This window comes from Pseudomonas sp. PHC1 (genome assembly GCF_046487845.1).
In the GTDB taxonomy this organism is placed as follows: domain Bacteria; phylum Pseudomonadota; class Gammaproteobacteria; order Pseudomonadales; family Pseudomonadaceae; genus Aquipseudomonas; species Aquipseudomonas sputi.
In genome coordinates this window covers 299905-318131 of sequence record NZ_JBJXHJ010000003.1, presented here as the reverse complement: position 1 = coordinate 318131, position 18227 = coordinate 299905, and the positions used below count along the sequence as shown (strand labels likewise).

Genomic DNA, 18227 nt, shown 5'->3' with positions numbered 1-18227 from the left:
CTCCCCGGCCCCACGTCGGCTCCTGTTTGGTGCATGAAAAAAACTTAATGCACCAAAACACCTCACGATCCTGCAACATCTTGAAACATCCACTCGGCTCCGTCAGGGTTTTCCTACGTCTCGTCCGATTGGCAAGCCCCTTGCTCTAACCTGAGCATTGTCCATTGCTGGAAGCTTTCCGATGCTGGTGATTCATCGCAGAATCGACCCCCAACCCGTCTGGGCCGCCGAGTTGCACCTGACCTTCGAAGCCCGGAGCAAAAGCCGCCTGCGCTGTTTCAGTGCCGAAGGCGAAGACGTCGGATTGTTTCTGGAGCGCGGTCAGCCGCCGCTGTATGACGGCGAGTGCCTGCAAGCCGAAGATGGCCGGATCGTCCGGGTCTGCGCCCGCCCCGAACAATTGCTGCACGTCACCTGCGCCAACGCCTTTGAACTGACCCGCGCCGCCTATCACCTGGGTAATCGCCACGTTGCCCTGCAAGTCGGCGACGGCTGGTTGCGCCTGCTCGACGACTACGTGCTCAAGGCGATGCTTGAACAGCTCGGCGCCGCTGTGGAATCGATCGAAGCGCCGTTCCAGCCGGAACACGGCGCCTACGGTGGCGGCCATCATCATTCGCGACACGGTGACGAAGACTTCAACTACGCGCCGAAACTCCACCAGTTCGGCGTCCGTTTGTGAACCCGGCCTGGGCGCTGCTGCGCCTGGCCAGTCCGCAATTGCCGATTGGCGGCTACAGCTATTCCCAGGGCCTGGAAATGGCGGTGGATAACGGTCGCGTCGACAGTCCGGACAGCGCCCGGCGCTGGATCAGCGATCAATTGCTGCTCAACCTCGCGCGATTCGAGGCGCCCATGCTGCTCGCCCATTGCCAGGCTGCTGCGCAGGAAAACTGGGACGAGCTGCTGCGTATGTGCGAAAGCCACCGCGCCAGCCGCGAAACCCGCGAACTGCATCTGGAGAGCCGGCAGATGGGCTACTCGTTGCAGCAATTGCTCAACGGCTTGCCCGAACTCGATCAGGCTGCGCGGGACTTCCTTGAACGCTGCGCCGAACCGCACCTGGCCCTTGGCTGGGCACTGGCGGCCCGCGCCTGGCAGATCAGTCCGCAGGACGCCCTCGCCGCATGGCTGTGGAGCTGGCTGGAAAACCAGCTCGCGGTGCTGATGAAAACCCTGCCGCTGGGCCAGCAAGCTGCCCAGCGCCTGACCAGCGAACTGCTGCCGCTGCTGCAACAGGCCCAGCAGGACGCCACCCGAATCAATCCCGAACACCTCGGCAGCGCCGCGTTCGGTCTGTCCCTGGCGTGCATGGCCCATGAGCGCCAGTACAGCCGCCTGTTCCGTTCCTAGGGCCTTTTTATCTGGAGAAGCACATGAACACACAACCCCTGCGCGTCGGCATCGGCGGCCCGGTCGGTTCCGGCAAGACCGCATTAACCCTGGCTCTGTGCCTGGCGCTGCGCGAGCGCTACAACCTGGCGGTGGTCACCAACGACATCTACACCCGCGAAGACGCCGACTTTCTGGTGCGCAACGAAGCCCTGGCGCCGGAGCGGATCATCGGCGTGGAAACCGGCGGCTGCCCACACACGGCGATCCGCGAAGACGCCTCGATCAACCTCGAAGCGGTGGATCAGTTGAACCGGCGTTTTCCGGGGCTGGACCTGATTCTGGTGGAGTCCGGCGGCGACAACCTGTCCGCGACCTTCAGCCCGGAGCTGTCCGACCTGACCATCTACGTGATCGACGTGTCGGCCGGCGACAAGCTGCCGCGCAAGGGCGGCCCCGGCATTTGCAAATCCGATTTGCTGGTGATCAACAAGATCGACCTTGCGCCGCTGGTCGGCGCCTCGCTGGAGATGATGAACAGCGACACCCAACGCATGCGCAACGGCAAGCCGTTCGTGTTCAGCAACCAGAAAACCGGTCAGGGCCTGGAAGACATCATCGCCTTCATCGAACGCCAGGGCCTGCTGACTGCAGCCTGATTCACTGCTCAACAAGGAAGCTTATCCATGACACTCAAACGTATTCTCGGCGCCGTCGCGCTGCTGCTGACCCCGGCCCTGGCCTTCGCCCACCCCGGCCACGGCGACTCTGGCCTGGTGGCCGGCATCAGCCACCCGATCGGCGGTCTCGACCATTTGCTGGCAATGGTGGCCGTCGGTTTGTGGGCCGCGCAACAGCAAGGCGCCGCACGCTGGGCGCTGCCATGCACGTTCGTTGGCACCATGTTGATCGGCGGCCTGCTCGGCTTTGAAGGGCTGGCGCTGCCGGCCTTGGAAAGCGGGATTGCCGCCTCGGTGCTGGCCCTGGGTCTGGCGGTGGCTTTGGCGGTGCGTCCGCCACTGGTAATGGCCGTGGCGGCGACGGCGCTGTTTGCGCTGTTCCACGGCGTGGCCCACGGCCTCGAGTTGCCGGACATGTCGAGCCCATGGGCGTATGCCGCCGGTTTCGTGGTCGCGACCGCTGCACTGCATGCGGCGGGTTATGCCGTCGTGCGTTTTCTGCCTCAGGCGGCCGCGCCGCTGGTTCGACTGGCCGGCGCCGCTTCGGCGGTGACGGGCGCGTGGTTGCTGGCCGGCTGAATTGCACCTCTGATCGTTCCCGCGCATGGCGCGGGAACGATCGATCGCCACTCTCTGCTACCATGTCGCGCAATCGCCCCTGCCGTGACGACGTCCGCCCATGCCCCACGCTTCCCGCTCCACCTCCCTTCCTGAATTGACCGCCCTGTTCGGTGAAGTGCAACAGCACTTTCTGAACGTGATCGTGCCCCTCTGGCAAGAACCGGGCTGGAACGCCGACATGGCATTGCCTTACGAGGCGCTGGACGCCGCGCATCAACCGCTGCCACCGCAGCGCTATCGGGCGATGGCCTGCGCACGGCAGCTTTATCTGTTTTCCAGTCTGATCGGGGTTGTGGATAACGCCGAAACACGCGCGGCTGCACTGTTCCGTTCCCTGCAACGGCACTTCCACGATGCCGAGCACGGCGGCTGGTTCTACAGCATCGATCCGCAGGGCAAACCGCTGGATCAGCGCAAGGACCTCTACACCCACGCCTTCATCCTGTTCGCCTGCGCCCACTATTGGGACAAGTCTCGTGAGCCGTTGGTGGAATCGACGCTCAATGCCGCGCTGGAAGTTATCGGCAGACGCTTCGCCACCGGCGACGGCCTCTACGAAGCCTGCCTCGACCGTGACTGGATCACGCTGGAAACCGGCCCGCTGCAAAACCCGCTGATGCACCTGGCCGAAGCCTTCCTGGCCACAATGGCTGTGCGCGAAGATGTCCACACCCAGCAGGCGCTGAGCGAGTTATGCACAGCCATGCACAAGCGATTCATCGAACCGCAACAGGGCGTGTTGATGGAAAAACCGCTGGGGGCTGTGGATAACTGGTTTGAACCGGGGCATCAGTTCGAATGGTATTTCCTGCTCGACTCCTCTCCACTGCTACGCGGTTCGAAACTGCACGCGGCACTGGATCGTGCGTTTGCCTTCACCGAACAACAGGGCGTCGAGGCCGACACCGGTGCGGTGCTGGCCATGCTTGATCCGCAAGGGCACGGAAAGGATTCGACCCAGCGCATCTGGGCCCAGGCCGAGTACCTGCGGGCGCTGACCTTGCGCCCAAACGGCGAAAGCGCCGTGCTGCGCCAGTTGCAGACGCTGCAACAGCGCTTTCTGCATACCGGCGGCTGGCATGAGTGCCGTGACGATCAGGGCGAGGTCAGCCGCAAGGACATGCCGTCGACCACGCCGTATCACCTGGCGACCTGTTATGCCGGCCTGGCGGACTATCTCCGCTAACCGATAAGTCGCCTTCGCGAGCTTGCTCGCGAATAGCCGTTACACGGTGTTAAGCCTTGTTACGCTCAATGGCAAAACCCGCCCAGGTCTGGCTCACCGGCATCAGTTCCAGGCGGTTGATGTTGATGTGCGCCGGTGCATTCAGCACCCAGAAGATGGTCTCGGCAATATCCTGCGGCTGGATCGGCTCGGCACCGGCGTAGGTAGCGTCGTAACGCGCCTGATCGCCGGCGAAACGCACCAGCGAGAACTCGCTTTCGCACAGGCCCGGCTCGATGTTGCTGACGCGCACGCCGGTGCCCTGCAGGTCGCAACGCAGGTTCAGCGAAAACTGCTTCACGAACGCCTTGGTCGCGCCGTAAACGTGGCTGCCCGGGTACGGGTAGTTACCGGCGATGGAGCCGAGGTTGATGATACTGGCGCCGCGACCGTGGGCGATCAGGCGAGGCAGCAACAGCCGAGTGCTGTACATCAGGCCTTTGACGTTGGTATCGACCATGGTGTCCCAATCGTCTAGGTCGCACTTCGGTGCCGGGTCCACACCCAGCGCCAGACCTGCGTTATTGATCAGGCCGCGCAGCTTGGCGAACGACGGCGGCAGGTTGGCAATCGCCTCTTCCATCGCCTTGCGATCACGCACATCCAGCACCAGGCCATGCACTTCGGTCTGCTTCGACAGCTCGGCGCACAGCGCGTTGAGGCGTTCTTCACGACGACCGGTCAGCACCAGTTTCCAGCCGGCCTCGGCAAAACGACGGGCACAGGCTTCACCAAAACCGGAGGTCGCGCCGGTGATAAACAGGGTGTTGGACATCGTGTTCTCCTTGCTTCGGCCGCCGGGGCAGCCATTGGAATAGAAAATCAGCGGGCAGCATGCCCGGCCCCGCTTTAACCGGCAACCACCGAATCCTGCTCATTAATTGATCAACGGCCGCTACGCCATACGCACCGTGGCCTGTAGCCATGTGCACGCACGTTATCCACAAGCCCTTCCACAGTTTCCGGGGGCAAGTGGAAAAGCGCAAAGCCGCACCCCACAAGGCTTTGCGGGCAATCTGGAAAGTTTTTTGCTTGACCCTGAACAACCAGTTGTGCCGGGCAGGGCATTTTGCACGACTGGCCGGTCATGGCCATGATTGCGCGAGGCCAGCAATTACGGCCCTCAGCCGAGTCTTTCCAGAGTTTAATCACAGACTTATCCACAGGACTGACCACAACGATCTGCACCTTTTTGCCCCCCCACAAAAAGGTTGACAAACTGACCTTCCCGCCCGCAAAACCACTCTGCTCAAAAAACAACCACACCTCTGAAAGCCACGGTTTCAAAGGCTTTCAGCCAGCTACACCCACGTTATTCACAGCCAGCTCCACAGCAAACGGGGACAAGTCAAAACTGTGGAAAAACAGCCATTTGCAGCGTCTATATGTCGCGCTTTGGCAGGTTGGCGATTTTGTTTTCCACAATTTCCCGAAGGTGTCTGGCTTCGCTGAACAGACAGGTGCAAAAAAGCCCCGACACTTTCGCATCGGGGCTTGTGGACAACGTCAACCGATCAGTGCCCGCCGAGGTAAGCGTTACGCACCTCCTCGTTCACCAACAGCTCCTGGCCGGTGCCCGTCAGGCGGATCTCGCCGTTGACCATCACATATGCCCGGTCGGACAGTTTCAGCGCGTGGTTGGCGTTTTGTTCGACGAGGAAAATGGTCATGCCGGTTTTCGCCAGTTCCCGCAGGGTGGCGAAGATCTGTTTCACCACGATCGGCGCCAGCCCCAGGCTCGGCTCGTCCAGCAGCAACAGCTTGGGCCGACTCATCAGCGCCCGGGCGATGGCGAGCATCTGCTGCTCGCCGCCGGACATGGTCATGGCCCGCTGATTACGGCGCTCTTCGAGCCGCGGGAACAGCTCGAACATGCGCTGCATGTCTTCCTTGGCGTACTTGTCGCCGATCGGAATGGTGCCCATCAGCAGGTTCTCCTCGACGGTCATGTCGGGGAACACCCGCCGCCCTTCCGGCGATTGCGCGATGCCGTTGGAGGCGATGTAGTGCGAGGACTTGTGGGTAATGTCCACGCCCTGATAGAGAATCTGCCCGCCCGCCGCCCGTGGCTGGCCGAAGATCGACATCAACAGGGTGGATTTACCGGCGCCGTTGGAGCCGATCAGGCTGACGGTTTCGCCTTCGTTGATCTGCAGCGAAACGCCTTTGAGGGCCTGGATCGGGCCGTAGAACACGTCCAGATCCTTGAGTTCGAGGATGGGTTGGGTCATACGACTTCCTCTTCGTCGGCGCCCAGGTAGGCAGCGATCACTTTCGGATCGTTACGAATGGCATCCGGACCGCCCTCGGCGATGACAATGCCGTGGTCCAGCACCACGATGTGATCGGAAATGCTCATTACCATGCCCATGTCGTGTTCGATCAGCACCACGGTCAGATCGTGCTCGTCACGCAGCAGCCGGATCATCGCGCTCAGCGCTTCGGTTTCCTGAGGGTTGAGGCCGGCGGCCGGTTCGTCGAGGCAGATGATCTGCGGCCGCGTGCACATGGCCCGGGCGATTTCCAGACGGCGTTGCTGGCCGTAGGACAGTTCACCGGCCAGACGGTTGGCGCAGTCCACCAGGTCCACCACTTCCAGCCAGTAGAATGCGCAATCCAGCGCGTCGCTTTCGGCCTTGCGATAGCCCTTGGTGTTGAGGATGCCGGCCAGCATGTTGCGGTTGACCCACATGTGCTGGGCCACCAGCAGGTTCTCCAGCACCGACATTTCCTTGAACAGACGAATGTTCTGGAACGTCCGGGCCAGGCCCGCGCGGTTCACCAGGTGGGTGCCGCCGAACATCTTGTAGTAAAGGCGACTGGCGAAGTTCTTCGGCGAGACGAAGTCGGTCGGCTTGAACGATTCGCCCAGCAGCTGGATAACGTTGGTCTGCCGGCCGCGCACGTTGAGTTCGATCTTGCCGCCGGAAGCCTTGTAGAACCCGGTCAGGCAGTTGAACACCGTGGTCTTGCCGGCACCGTTGGGGCCGATCAGGGCGAAGATCGAGTTGCGCTTGACCTTCAGGCTGACGTCGCTCAAGGCCTTGATGCCACCGAAGTGCATCATCAGTTTTTCAACAGAGAGTACGACTTCACTCATGGCGCAGTCCTCTCATAGTGAATGGCACCTTTGCGTGGAGTGACCCCGGTACGGCTGATGCGGATCAGCCCGCGAGGTCGCCAGATCATCATCAACACCATCAGGATCCCGAACAGCAGCACGCGGTATTCGGCGAAGCCGCGCAGCAGTTCCGGAGCAACCGTCAGCACGAACGCTGCGATCACCACACCGATGGTCGAGCCCATGCCGCCGAGCACGACGATGGCGAGAATCAGCGCCGATTCGAAGAAGGTGAACGAGGTCGGGTTGACGAAGCCTTGATAGGTGGCGAAGAACACACCCGCCAGACCCGCCGTGGATGCACCGATGGTGAACGCCGAGAGCTTGACCAGCACGTGGTTGAGGCCCATCGAGCGGCAGGCGATTTCGTCTTCACGCAGGGCTTCCCAGGCGCGGCCGACCGGCATCTTCACCAGACGATGCTTGATGTACAGCACGGCCAGCACCACCAGGAACAGCACCGCATAGATGAAGTAGTACTTCACGTCCGGGTTATAGGCGATGCCGAAATACTCATGGAACGGCACCCCGCCATCCTTCGCCCGCTTGCCGAATTCCAGACCGAAGAAGGTCGGCAGCGGCGCCGCCATGCCGTTCGGGCCGCCGGTCAGGGACAGCCAGTTATTGAGCACCAGACGGATGATTTCACCGAAGCCCAGGGTCACGATCGCCAGGTAGTCGCCGTGCAGACGCAACACCGGGAAACCGAGGATGCAACCGGCGAGTCCGGCGGTGATCGCCGCCAGTGGCAGCACGGTCCAGAAGCCCAGGCCGAGGTACTGATAACCGAGCGCCAGACCGTAGGCGCCGATGGCGTAGAACGCCACGTAACCCAGGTCGAGCAGGCCGGCCAGCCCCACCACGATGTTCAGGCCCAGCCCCAGCAGCACGTAGATCAACCCGAGGATGACCACGCCCAGCAGGTAGGAGTTGGAGAAGAACGGCAACGCCACGGCGATGGCGATCATCAGCGGGATGATCCAGCGCAGGCGGGATTTGTGATCGGCGGGCAGCACATGCACGCCGGAACCGGTGCTCTCGAATCCGTCGAGAATGCGCAGGCCCTTCGGCGTTTGCAGGAACAGGCTCAGGGCAAACCGGCCAGCCATGACGATGGCAATGATCCACGCCACGCGGGTCGGTTCGAGGTTGAAGCTGTAGCCGTCGAGTACGACGCCGACGATCGGCCCGAACACGATCAGGGCGATAAGACCGGCGAGGATCGCCTCAACCAGGCTTTTTTTGACATCAATGGATTTTGCAGTGGTTGAAGACATCGCTTACACCTTCGACACAAGAGGACGGCCCAGCAGGCCCTGGGGCCGGAAGACCAGAACAAGTACGAGCAGCGAGAAGCTGAACACGTCTTTGTAGTCGGAGTTGACCAGGCCCGAGAACAGCGACTCGGAGATCCCGAGGATGATCCCGCCGAGCATGGCGCCAGGCAGCGAACCGATCCCGCCCAGTACCGCCGCGGTGAATGCCTTGATGCCGATGATGAAGCCGGCATAGAAGTCGAAGGTGCCGTAGTTCATGGTGATCAGCACGCCGGCCAGGGCCGCCATGGCTGCACCGATGATGAAAACGTAGGAAATGACCCGGTCGGTGTTGATGCCGAGGATCGAAGCCATCTTGCGGTCTTGCTGGGTCGCACGGCACATGCGCCCAAGTTTGGTGTACTTGATGACATAGGTCAGCAGGCCCATGCCGACGAATGCGGCCACCAGGATGAAGACTTTGGTGTAGGTCAGTTGCACGAAGCCGGTGCCGATTTCGACACGCCACGCACCGGTCAGCAAGGTCGGTACGCCCTGTTGTTTGGCGCCCTGGGCGATCTGTGCGTAGTTTTGCAGGATCAGGGAGATGCCGATGGCGCTGATCAACGGTGCCAGTCGGGTGGAGTTGCGCAGGGGTTTGTAAGCGACTCGCTCGATGACCCAGCCATACACCGCCGTGATCACGATGGTGAATACCAGAGTGCCAAGCATCAGCAGCGGGAAGGATTCAATACCGAAGTAAGCCAGCAGAGCCAGACTGATTGCCGCCAGGTAAGCAGAAATCATGTAAACCTCGCCGTGGGCGAAGTTGATCATGCCGATGATGCCGTAGACCATTGTGTAGCCGATGGCGATCAGGCCATAGACCGACCCGAGGGTCAGGCCGTTGACCAGTTGCTGCAGGAAAATACCATCCATAACGCAATCTCACGCAGTGAGAACCTGCACACCCTGAGGTGCGCGGTTCTTCTAGGAAAAATACAGATTTACGTCGGAGCAATGTCAGACAGGAAACCGCAGCCCCCTTGTGGGAGCTGGCTTGTCAGCGATAGCGGTAGAACATTCAACACAGTTGTCGACTGTCAGGCCGTCATCGCGGGCAAGCCCGCTCCCACAGGGAATGTGGCGTCCGGTTGATCAGGTGCCGTTATTTCTGTTTTTCCAGCTGGTGATATTTGCCGTCCTTGTCCCACTGGTAGACCACGTAGTCGGAGACCTTCAGGTCGCCTTTGGAGTCCCAGGTCTTCTCGCCCATGACGGTCTTGACCGGGTTTTTCTTCAGCCAGACAGCGGCCTCTTCGCCCTTGTTCGACTTGGCGCCGTTGAAAGCGGCGGCCAGGGCCTGAACCGATGCATAGGCGTACAGGGTGTAGCCTTCAGGTTCGGTGCCAGCCTTGCGGAACGCATCTACCACGGCCTTGCTGTCTGGCAGCAGGCGTGGGTCGGCACCGAAGGTCATCAGTACGCCGTCGACGAATTGCGGGCCGCCGGCGGTGGTCACCAGTTCGTCGGTCACGATGCCGTCATCGGACATGAACTTGACGTCTTTCAGGCCTTGTTCACGCAGTTGGCGAACCAGCGGGCCGGCTTCCGGGTGCAGACCACCGAAGTAGACGACATCGGCGCCGGCGCCACGGATCTTGGTGACAATGGTGCTGAAGTCTTTTTCGCCACGGGTCAGGCCTTCGTACAACACCGGCTTCACGCCGCGTTTTTCCAGCTGAGCCTTGGTCGCATCGGCCAGGCCCTGACCGTAGGTGTCCTTGTCGTGCAACACGACGACTTTCTTGCCTTTGAGCACGTCGACGATGTAGTCGCCGGCGACGATGCCTTGCTGGTCGTCACGGCCGCACATACGGAACATGGCGCTCAGGCCGCGCTCGGTCACTTGCGGGTTGGTGGAACCCGGCGTGATGGCGATGATGCCGGCTTCGTCGTAGATCTCGGACGCCGGAATGGTGGAGGACGAGCAGAAGTGGCCGACCACACCGGCGACTTTCTGGTTGGTGAGGTCCTTGGCGACCGTCACCGCCTGTTTCGGCTCGCAGGCGTCATCGCCCTTGACCAGGACGATCTTCTCCCCGTTGACGCCGCCCGCCGCGTTGACCGCGTCGGCCGCCGCTTGTGCCCCTTTCATGTATTGCTCGCCAAATGCCGCGTTGGCGCCCGTCATCGGACCCGCCACACCGATTTTCACATCAGCTTGTGCAAACGCAGAAACACCCAGCGCAGTAGCCACTGCGAGGGCCAGAAAGCCTTTCTTGTAAAACGTCTGGGACATGAGGTGGTGCTCCAAGGTTTTTTTTAGTTGGCACTGCGACTTCACTTGAATGCTCAGAGCAAGGGCCGTGCCATCGGTTTTTTATTCTTCAAAAAGTCGCTGCTTTCTTGTTATTTCGACTGTTTCGTTCCCATTTTCATTGGGCGTGCAACCGTCTAAACCGCGGAAGGTGAAACCATTTATTTTTTCAGGCGCAACCCGTACGCGCCATCATTGCAACCGCGGCACCAAACGACGTGCAACCAGCCTGTAACAGCCCGCGTCACCGAACTGCACACTGCTGGTGCGGGACTGCTACAACCCGCACCATTACAGGCTAGTCGCTACATCGAAAAGCGCCGCTTCCGGCAACATATTTCAACACTCAGATGACGATCCGCAGGCACTGGCCCGCGTGATACAGCGAGAACCCGGCCTCGTACAGACAACTGCGCAAGCCCACCCCCGCCAGCGGCTGCATCGGGGCGAAGGGAATCGGCAATGCCTGAGGATTTCCGTTACACAGGTAATCGGCGAAGGCCTTGCCGACCACAGTGCCGGTAGTCACGCCCCGACCGTTGTAACCGGTGACCGCTACCAGTCCGGGGGCCGGCTCGAACAGGCGCATCAAATGATCAGGGGTGAACGCGATGCGCCCGGTCCAGGTGCATTCCCATTCCACAGGCTTGAGATTGGGGAAGTAATGTTGCTGCACCCGGTCGGCCCAGGCCTTGAGGAACCAGGTCGGTTTCTGATTACCGTTACCGAGGCTGCCCAGCAGCAGACGCCCGTCCCTGTCGCGGCGGATACTGCTCAGCACCTGGCGGGTATCCCACGACCCCTGCCCGCCCGGGAGGATTTCCTGGGCGGCGTCTTCGGTCAGCGGTACCGAAGCGACCTGATAGTAGTAACCGGGGAAGAAATTGCGCTTGAGTTCGGTCCAGTCGCCTTCGGTATAGGCGTTGGAGGCGATCACCACTTGTTCGGCGAGCACTGAACCTTGCTCGGTCTGCACCGACCATTGCTGGCCCTGGCGCTCAAGACGCGCGACCGGGGAATGATCGAACATCTGCCCGCCAAGGCTCATTACAGCGTTGGCTAGCCCGGTGACATAGGCCATCGGATTGAGCGTACCGGCACGCCGGTCGAGCAACGCGGCGGCAATCTTCTGCGTGCCGGTCGCCTGTTCACAGGCCTTGCCGGTCAGCAGTTCGACCGGCGCCCCCCGGCGCTTCCATTGTTCCTCACGACTGCGCAGATCCGCCTCACCCTTGGCGTTGTGCGCCATGTGCAGGGTGCCTTCACGGCGCAACTGGCAATCGATGTTGTATTTATCCACCAGGCTGAACACCAGCGCCGGCGCCGCACCGAGCATGCGGTTGAGCTGGCTGCCGACCGCCTCGCCGAAGCCGGCCTCGATCTCGTCCGGCGGGATCCACATCCCGGCGTTGACCAGTCCGACGTTGCGCCCGGAACCACCATGCCCGGCGCGATGGGCTTCGAGCACGCAGACGCTCTTGCCCTTCTCCAACAGATGCAGCGCCGCCGACAACCCGGTAAACCCGGCGCCGATCACGCAGACATCGACTTTGACCTCGCCCCTGAGCGCCGTGTTATCCGGTCGTTGCGGCGTGAGTTTTTCCCACAGACATTCTTCGCGTAACGGCATTGCCAGACTCCAACAGAAACCTGCCAAACACACCTAAGAGATTGTTCCCACGCTCTGCGTGGGAACGCAGTCAGGGACGCTCTGCGTCCCGAAAGCGAACGCGGAGCGTTCGGTGCAGCGTTCCCACGCAGAGCGTGGGAACGATCAATAGCTTCGAGAAAACTGTCAGTCGAACGTAATGCCCTGCGCCAGCGGCAATTCCAGCGAGTAGTTCACGGTATTGGTCTGCCGGCGCATGTACGCGCGCCATGCATCCGAGCCCGACTCGCGACCACCGCCCGTTTCTTTCTCGCCCCCGAACGCGCCGCCGATTTCCGCGCCGCTCGGGCCGATGTTGACGTTGGCGATGCCGCAGTCACTGCCGACCGCCGACATGAATTTCTCGGCCTCGCGCACATCCGTGGTGAAGATGCACGACGACAGGCCTTGCGGCACGGCGTTGTTCAGGCGCAGCGCGTCTTCGAAATCGCGGTAGCCGACCACGTACAGGATCGGTGCGAAGGTCTCGCTGCACACTACGTCGCTCTGTTCCGGCATTTCAACGATGGCCGGCGACACGTAATAGGCATTGGGGAATTGATCTTCCAGCTGGCGCTTGCCGCCGAACACCCGGCCGCCCTCACTCAGCGCCTGCTCCAGCGCGTCCTGCATGTTTTCGAAGCTGTGCTTGTCGATCAACGGGCCGATCAGGTTGCCTTCCAGCGGATGGCCGATGCGGACCTTGGAGTAAGCGGCTTTCAGGCGGGTGACGATTTCTTCTTTCACCGATTCATGGGCGATCAGGCGACGCAACGTGGTGCAGCGCTGACCGGCGGTGCCGACGGCGCTGAACAGAATGGCGCGCACGGCCATGTCCAGATCGGCGCTCGGGCCGAGGATCATCGCGTTGTTGCCGCCCAGTTCGAGAATGCTGCGGGCGAAGCGGGCGGCGACTTTCGGCGCCACTTCGCGACCCATGCGGGTGCTGCCGGTGGCGCTGATCAGCGCGACACGCGGGTCATCCACCAGCGCTTCGCCGGCATCACGACCGCCAATGATCACCTGGCTCAGGTGCGCCGGGGCATCGCTGAAGTTCTTCAGTACACGCTCGAACAGCGCCTGACAGGCCAATGCGGTCAGCGGCGTCTTTTCCGACGGTTTCCACACCACCGGGTTGCCGCAGACCAGCGCCAGCGTGGTGTTCCACGCCCACACCGCGACCGGGAAGTTGAACGCACTGATCACGCCGACCACGCCCAGCGGGTGCCAGGTTTCACGCATGTGGTGGCCCGGGCGCTCGGAGGCGATGGTCAAACCGTACAACTGGCGGGACAGGCCGACGGCGAAGTCGCAGATGTCGATCATCTCCTGCACCTCACCCAGGCCTTCCTGAGTGATCTTGCCCGCTTCCCAGGACACCAGCTCGCCGAGTTCGGTCTTGTATTCACGCAGCACTTCGCCGAACTGACGCACCAGCTCGCCGCGACGCGGGGCCGGCACCTTGCGCCATTGTTCGAACGCATGATCTGCGCGACTGATGTGCTGCTCGACTTCGGCCGGGCCTTCCCAGTTCACGGCGCCGATGCGGCTGCCGTCGATGGGCGAATGCACCGGCACTTTGCCGTTCTGATACAGGGCCGGGTTCACACCTAGACGATCAAGCAATGCGGCAACCATGGGTCACTCCTCGAGCAAAAAACTGAATGTGTGCGGGCGCGTTTTCACGACCGGGCAGACCTTTAGTTGTAGCGTCAGGAAGGCTGTGCAACAAACGACCTTTACGCGAGATATCATTCCGTTTATTCATGCTGCGCAGAAAGACAAGAAAAGGAACGCCCATGCTGAACAAACGCCACTTGCCTTCGATCACCGCGTTGCAGTGCTTCGAGGCCGTGACCCGGCACCTGAGTTTCACCCGGGCCGCCGAGGAACTGAACCTGACCCAGAGCGCCGTCAGCAAGCAAGTGGCGCAGCTCGAAGAGTTGCTGCAGCACTTGTTGTTCCGCCGAGTACGCCGCCGTTTGCAGATGACCCCGGCCGGCGATCTTTACCTGGTGGAAGTCAGAAAAATCCTGACCCAGGTCGAGATGTCGACCCATTACCTGCGTTCCTACGGCGGCGAAACCGAAGTCCTGCGGGTCTCCACGCCTTCGACCTTCGGCGCTCGCTGGCTGGTGCCGCGCCTCAAGGGCTGGCGTCTGCGCCATCCATCGATCCATCTGGATCTGTGCAACGAGCAGGAAGCCGATGACTTGCTGCAAGGGCGCAGCGACCTGGCGTTCTATTTCGGCCAGGGCTCACGTCCTGGCACCGAATGCCTGAAGCTGTTCGGCGAAGAACTGGTGCCGGTCTGCGCACCGAGCAGCGTGCCGGACACGCCGCTCACCGACCCGACACAACTTACCGATCTGGTCTTGCTGCAAAACGCTTCCCGCCCGCAAGCATGGCACGACTGGTTCGACAGCCAGGGTTACCAGACCGAACACAGCTACCACGGCCCGCGTTTCGAAACCTTTTATATGTGCATCCGCGCCGCCCAGGTCGGCTGCGGTGTGGCGTTGTTGCCGAGGTTTCTGGTGGAAGAGGAATTGGCCGACGGCAAACTGGTCATTCCCTGGCAGCATGCCATGCCCAGCACCGACGCCTATTACCTCGCCTACCCGGAACACGCGGCGGAAGTGCCCAAGGTGCGGGATTTCGTGAAGTGGATGCTGGAGCAGATCGACAGTCCTGATGCGGTCTGAGGCGCTGCGCCGGGATAAAAATCGCTGGCAATCCCCACCCCGGATATGCGCCACTAGCGCCATTGATTGATACCGCGCCCACCGCGCGGCCCGCCTGGAGACCCCGTTATGAGCGAGAGTGTGTTTGCCGATCGCATCGTGCAGAACCTGCTCGACACCGACTTCTACAAACTGACGATGATGCAGGCGGTGCTGCACAACTACCCCAACGTCGAAGTCGAATGGGAGTTCCGTTGCCGTAACAGTGAAGATCTGCGCCCGTATCTGGCGGAGATCCGCTTTCAGGTCGAGCGTCTGGCCGAGTTGAGCCTGAGCGCCGATCAGTTGAGTTTTCTCGAGCGCATCTCGTTCCTCAAGCCGGATTTCCTGCGGTTCCTCGGTCTGTTCCGTTTCAACCTGCGCTACCTGCACACCGGTATCGAGAACGGCGAGCTGTTCATCCGCCTGCGCGGACCGTGGCTGCATGTGATCCTGTTTGAGGTGCCGCTGCTGGCGATCGTCAGCGAAGTGCGCAACCGCTATCGCTACCGCGAGACGGTGCTGGAACAGGCCCGCGAGCAGCTTTACCGCAAGTTCGACTGGCTGACCGCCAACGCCTCGGCCGAAGAATTGTCGCAGTTGCAAGTCGCCGATTTCGGCACGCGTCGCAGGTTTTCCTACCGCGTGCAGGAAGAAGTGGTGAATGTGCTCAAGCACGATTTCCCCGGGCGTTTCGTCGGCACCAGCAACGTGCACCTGTCCCGCGAACTGGACATGAAACCGCTGGGGACCATGGCCCACGAGTGGATCATGGCCCACCAGCAACTCGGCCCGCGATTGATCGACAGCCAGATCGCCGCCCTCGATTGCTGGGTCCGCGAGTATCGCGGCCTGCTGGGGATCGCCCTGACCGACTGCATCACTACCGATGCCTTCCTCGGCGATTTCGATCTGTTCTTCGCCAAGCTGTTCGACGGTCTGCGCCACGATTCCGGAGACCCGGTGCAGTGGGGCGAAAAATGCATCGCCCACTATCACAAGCTCGGCATCGACCCGATGAGCAAGACGCTGGTGTTTTCCGACAGCCTGACCCTGCCCAGGTCGCTGGAGATCTTCCGGGCGCTGCGCGGGCGGATCAATGTCAGCTTCGGCATCGGCACCAACCTGACCTGTGACATTCCGGGTGTCGAACCGATGAGCATCGTGCTTAAAATGACCGCCTGCAACGGCCAGCCGGTGGCGAAGATCTCCGACGAGCCGGGCAAGACCCACTGCAAAGACCCGAATTTCGTCGCCTATTTGCGACACGTTTTCCAGGTTCCTGCCGTTTCCAGCCTTTCCAGCAAGGAGTGAATTCATGCAAGCCGTACAGCGTGAGATTGCTGAACAGCTCAACGTTCAGCCGCCGTTCGCCGATTACCAGGCCCTCGAAGCGGAAGTCGCCCGCCGCATCACCTTCATCCAGGATTGCCTGACCAATTCCGGGCTCAAGACCCTGGTGCTGGGCATCAGCGGCGGGGTCGATTCGCTGACCGCCGGCCTTTTGGCCCAGCGCGCCATGCGTGAACTGCGCGAGCGCACCGGTGACGAGGCCTACAAGTTCATCGCCGTGCGCCTGCCGTACGACGTGCAGTTCGATGAACACGACGCCCAGGCCTCGGTGGACTTCATCGCCCCGGACGAGCGTCACACTGTCAATATCGGGCCGGCAGTGAAGTCCCTGGCCAGCGAAGTCGCAGCCTTCGAAGGCAAGCACGCGGTGTCGGTTGATTTCGTGCTCGGCAACACCAAGGCGCGGATGCGCATGGTCGCCCAGTACACCATCGCCGGCGCGGCCCATGGCCTGGTGATCGGCACCGACCACGCGGCGGAAGCGGTGATGGGCTTCTTCACCAAGTTCGGTGACGGCGCCTGCGACCTCGCCCCGCTCAGCGGTCTGGTGAAAAACCAGGTCCGGGCCATCGCCCGCAGCTTCGGCGCACCGGAATCGCTGGTGGAAAAAGTGCCGACGGCGGATCTGGAAGACCTGTCGCCGGGCAAGCCGGACGAGGCGTCCCACGGCGTGACCTACGCCGAGATCGACGCTTTCCTGCATGGCGAGCCGGTGCGCCAGGAAGCGTTCGACATCATCGTCAACACCTACAAAAAGACTCATCACAAGCGCGTGATGCCGTTTGCGCCGTGATCGGTCAGTGAATGAAAAAGCCCGCTGAGGAATGATCCTCAGCGGGCTTTTCTTTGAACGGGATTCAATGCAGATTTAACGGGCTTTTGCCGGAACCACCCTGAATGCCCAAGGGGACGAGATTCGACCATCATCCGTTATCGCTCTGATGGTATGAGCCTTTTCAGCCAGATTCGAAATCCTTGCCGTATAGACTCCGTTCGAGTCGGCCTTGAATCGAACCAGATCGCTCTGGTAATCAACTATTTTTCCTTCTTCTCCTGGGTTAGCCGTACCGACAACCGTTAACGATGTATCAGTCGTTTGCTCGTGATTACCGATCAACTTTCCGCTCTCTCCCAAAAGAAACTGAATGGTTAGCGTCACGCTGTCCACAATCACAACGACCCAGGGTTCGGACTCAACACCCGTGCTTCCTGCCACTGTGAATACATGCGTCCCGGCTGTTATCCCTTCCAGTGCAGCACTCCACCCCCCCATCTCCAGGGACGTTCAGAATGCCTACAGGAACTCCTTTATCCTTAAGAGTGACGCTGGAGTATGGCTCACTGCGGCCTTCAAAATTCAGATCGACAGATGTCGTGCTACTACCATTTTCGATGACATTTCCGTGGGGATCGTTTATCCAAGAAATCCTGGCGTGCTCGGGCGCTACCACGTGAACTGTGTACGGAGCAGAGACTTGCCCGTCGGTGGTTTTCACGGTGTAGTGATGTGCCCCGTTTTTCTGATCTGTAGCGATCATGCTGAAGTGGCTATTGATATCAACATTTACGGGAGGGTGTGCGGGTACACCGTAATCAAAGAGCTGTGCCTTTTGATCAGGAGCAGCACGGCCAATAAAAGATAAATTTCGATTTTCGGCGAAGCCGCCATCTTCAACAGGTTTACCATCACCATCAGTAACGGATTCGATAATGGTTGTACTTTTCGCAGTACTCCTCTGCCCCGTCTGAACCAAAGTGTGTTGCTCGGGCAGTTTCTCTTGATCAGTCATACGAAAACTCCTTTTTCTGAAGGGAACGCACAGTCATCCAAGCGTCTCCTCATCTGACCCATCTTTAAAACCTGCGCCTACTGTCAGAAATTACAGGTTGAGGTGCATTTCAGACCGACGGTCATCATCAGTTACACCCTTGGTCTGCAGACAAAAAA

At 60.8% G+C, this 18227-nt stretch carries 17 protein-coding genes; 8 read left to right on the top strand and 9 right to left on the bottom strand.

The window, feature by feature from the left end; all coding sequences use genetic code 11:
• Positions 1 to 181: 181 nt before the first annotated feature.
• The 5 genes from ureE (at position 182) to ACKJSM_RS06400 (ending at position 3819) form a co-directional block, all read left to right on the top strand.
• Positions 182 to 682 (top strand): urease accessory protein UreE, encoded by a 501-nt coding sequence (ureE, locus tag ACKJSM_RS06420; RefSeq protein ID WP_007950631.1) that lies wholly within the window; start codon positions 182 to 184, stop codon positions 680 to 682.
• Positions 679 to 1353, top strand: a complete 675-nt coding sequence (locus ACKJSM_RS06415; RefSeq protein ID WP_236181945.1) for an urease accessory protein UreF — start codon at positions 679 to 681, stop codon at positions 1351 to 1353. The genes ureE and ACKJSM_RS06415 overlap by 4 nt, the downstream gene beginning before the upstream one ends.
• A 23-nt stretch (positions 1354 to 1376) precedes the next feature.
• Positions 1377 to 1991 carry an urease accessory protein UreG gene (gene ureG / locus ACKJSM_RS06410; protein WP_007950645.1) on the top strand — a complete coding sequence of 205 codons (615 nt, stop codon included), beginning with the start codon at positions 1377 to 1379 and terminating at the stop codon, positions 1989 to 1991.
• A gap of 27 nt (positions 1992 to 2018) precedes the next feature.
• The gene (locus tag ACKJSM_RS06405; RefSeq protein WP_236181943.1) at positions 2019 to 2591 is read left to right on the top strand and encodes a HupE/UreJ family protein; all 573 of its coding nucleotides are present in this window, start codon (positions 2019 to 2021) and stop codon (positions 2589 to 2591) included.
• A 100-nt stretch (positions 2592 to 2691) separates the two neighbouring features.
• The gene (locus ACKJSM_RS06400) at positions 2692 to 3819 is read left to right on the top strand and encodes an AGE family epimerase/isomerase (protein ID WP_410236979.1); all 1128 of its coding nucleotides are present in this window, start codon (positions 2692 to 2694) and stop codon (positions 3817 to 3819) included.
• Positions 3820 to 3868: 49 nt separating this feature from the next.
• On the opposite strand, the gene ACKJSM_RS06395 is transcribed toward ACKJSM_RS06400, so the two are convergent.
• The 8 genes from ACKJSM_RS06395 to ACKJSM_RS06360 form a co-directional block, all read right to left on the bottom strand.
• A complete protein-coding gene (locus ACKJSM_RS06395) occupies positions 3869 to 4633 on the bottom strand; it encodes an SDR family oxidoreductase (protein ID WP_236181941.1) in 765 nt (254 codons plus the stop codon).
• 739 nt (positions 4634 to 5372) lie between these two features.
• The gene (locus ACKJSM_RS06390; protein WP_011332208.1) at positions 5373 to 6089 is read right to left on the bottom strand and encodes an ABC transporter ATP-binding protein; all 717 of its coding nucleotides are present in this window, start codon (positions 6087 to 6089) and stop codon (positions 5373 to 5375) included.
• Positions 6086 to 6958: an ATP-binding cassette domain-containing protein gene (locus ACKJSM_RS06385; RefSeq protein WP_064593137.1), complete on the bottom strand. Its 873-nt coding sequence runs from the start codon at positions 6956 to 6958 to the stop codon at positions 6086 to 6088. The genes ACKJSM_RS06390 and ACKJSM_RS06385 overlap by 4 nt, the downstream gene beginning before the upstream one ends.
• Positions 6955 to 8256, bottom strand: a complete 1302-nt coding sequence (gene livM / locus ACKJSM_RS06380) for a high-affinity branched-chain amino acid ABC transporter permease LivM (protein ID WP_236181940.1) — start codon at positions 8254 to 8256, stop codon at positions 6955 to 6957. The genes ACKJSM_RS06385 and livM overlap by 4 nt, the downstream gene beginning before the upstream one ends.
• A 3-nt stretch (positions 8257 to 8259) precedes the next feature.
• Positions 8260 to 9174, bottom strand: a complete 915-nt coding sequence (locus ACKJSM_RS06375) for an ABC transporter permease subunit (RefSeq protein ID WP_236181939.1) — start codon at positions 9172 to 9174, stop codon at positions 8260 to 8262.
• 229 nt (positions 9175 to 9403) lie between these two features.
• Complete coding sequence (locus ACKJSM_RS06370) at positions 9404 to 10537, bottom strand: ABC transporter substrate-binding protein (protein WP_236181938.1); 1134 nt, start codon at positions 10535 to 10537, stop codon at positions 9404 to 9406.
• A gap of 364 nt (positions 10538 to 10901) precedes the next feature.
• The gene (locus ACKJSM_RS06365) at positions 10902 to 12185 is read right to left on the bottom strand and encodes an NAD(P)/FAD-dependent oxidoreductase (protein WP_410236977.1); all 1284 of its coding nucleotides are present in this window, start codon (positions 12183 to 12185) and stop codon (positions 10902 to 10904) included.
• A 165-nt stretch (positions 12186 to 12350) separates the two neighbouring features.
• Positions 12351 to 13841 carry an aldehyde dehydrogenase family protein gene (locus tag ACKJSM_RS06360; protein ID WP_410236976.1) on the bottom strand — a complete coding sequence of 497 codons (1491 nt, stop codon included), beginning with the start codon at positions 13839 to 13841 and terminating at the stop codon, positions 12351 to 12353.
• Between the two features lie 161 nt (positions 13842 to 14002).
• Here ACKJSM_RS06360 and ACKJSM_RS06355 point away from each other — a divergent pair, with 161 nt between their 5' ends.
• The 3 genes from ACKJSM_RS06355 to nadE all read left to right on the top strand — a co-directional run bounded on the left by ACKJSM_RS06355 (position 14003) and on the right by nadE (position 17072).
• Positions 14003 to 14908, top strand: a complete 906-nt coding sequence (locus tag ACKJSM_RS06355; RefSeq protein WP_236181935.1) for a LysR family transcriptional regulator — start codon at positions 14003 to 14005, stop codon at positions 14906 to 14908.
• 108 nt (positions 14909 to 15016) lie between these two features.
• Positions 15017 to 16240, top strand: coding sequence for a nicotinate phosphoribosyltransferase (pncB, locus tag ACKJSM_RS06350; protein WP_410236975.1), 1224 nt, complete (start codon positions 15017 to 15019; stop codon positions 16238 to 16240).
• Positions 16241 to 16244: 4 nt separating this feature from the next.
• Positions 16245 to 17072, top strand: coding sequence for an ammonia-dependent NAD(+) synthetase (nadE, locus tag ACKJSM_RS06345; RefSeq protein ID WP_085611050.1), 828 nt, complete (start codon positions 16245 to 16247; stop codon positions 17070 to 17072).
• Between the two features lie 400 nt (positions 17073 to 17472).
• Here nadE and ACKJSM_RS06340 read toward each other — a convergent pair whose 3' ends face one another.
• The gene (locus ACKJSM_RS06340) at positions 17473 to 18069 is read right to left on the bottom strand and encodes a hypothetical protein (protein ID WP_410236973.1); all 597 of its coding nucleotides are present in this window, start codon (positions 18067 to 18069) and stop codon (positions 17473 to 17475) included.
• Positions 18070 to 18227: the final 158 nt, after the last annotated feature.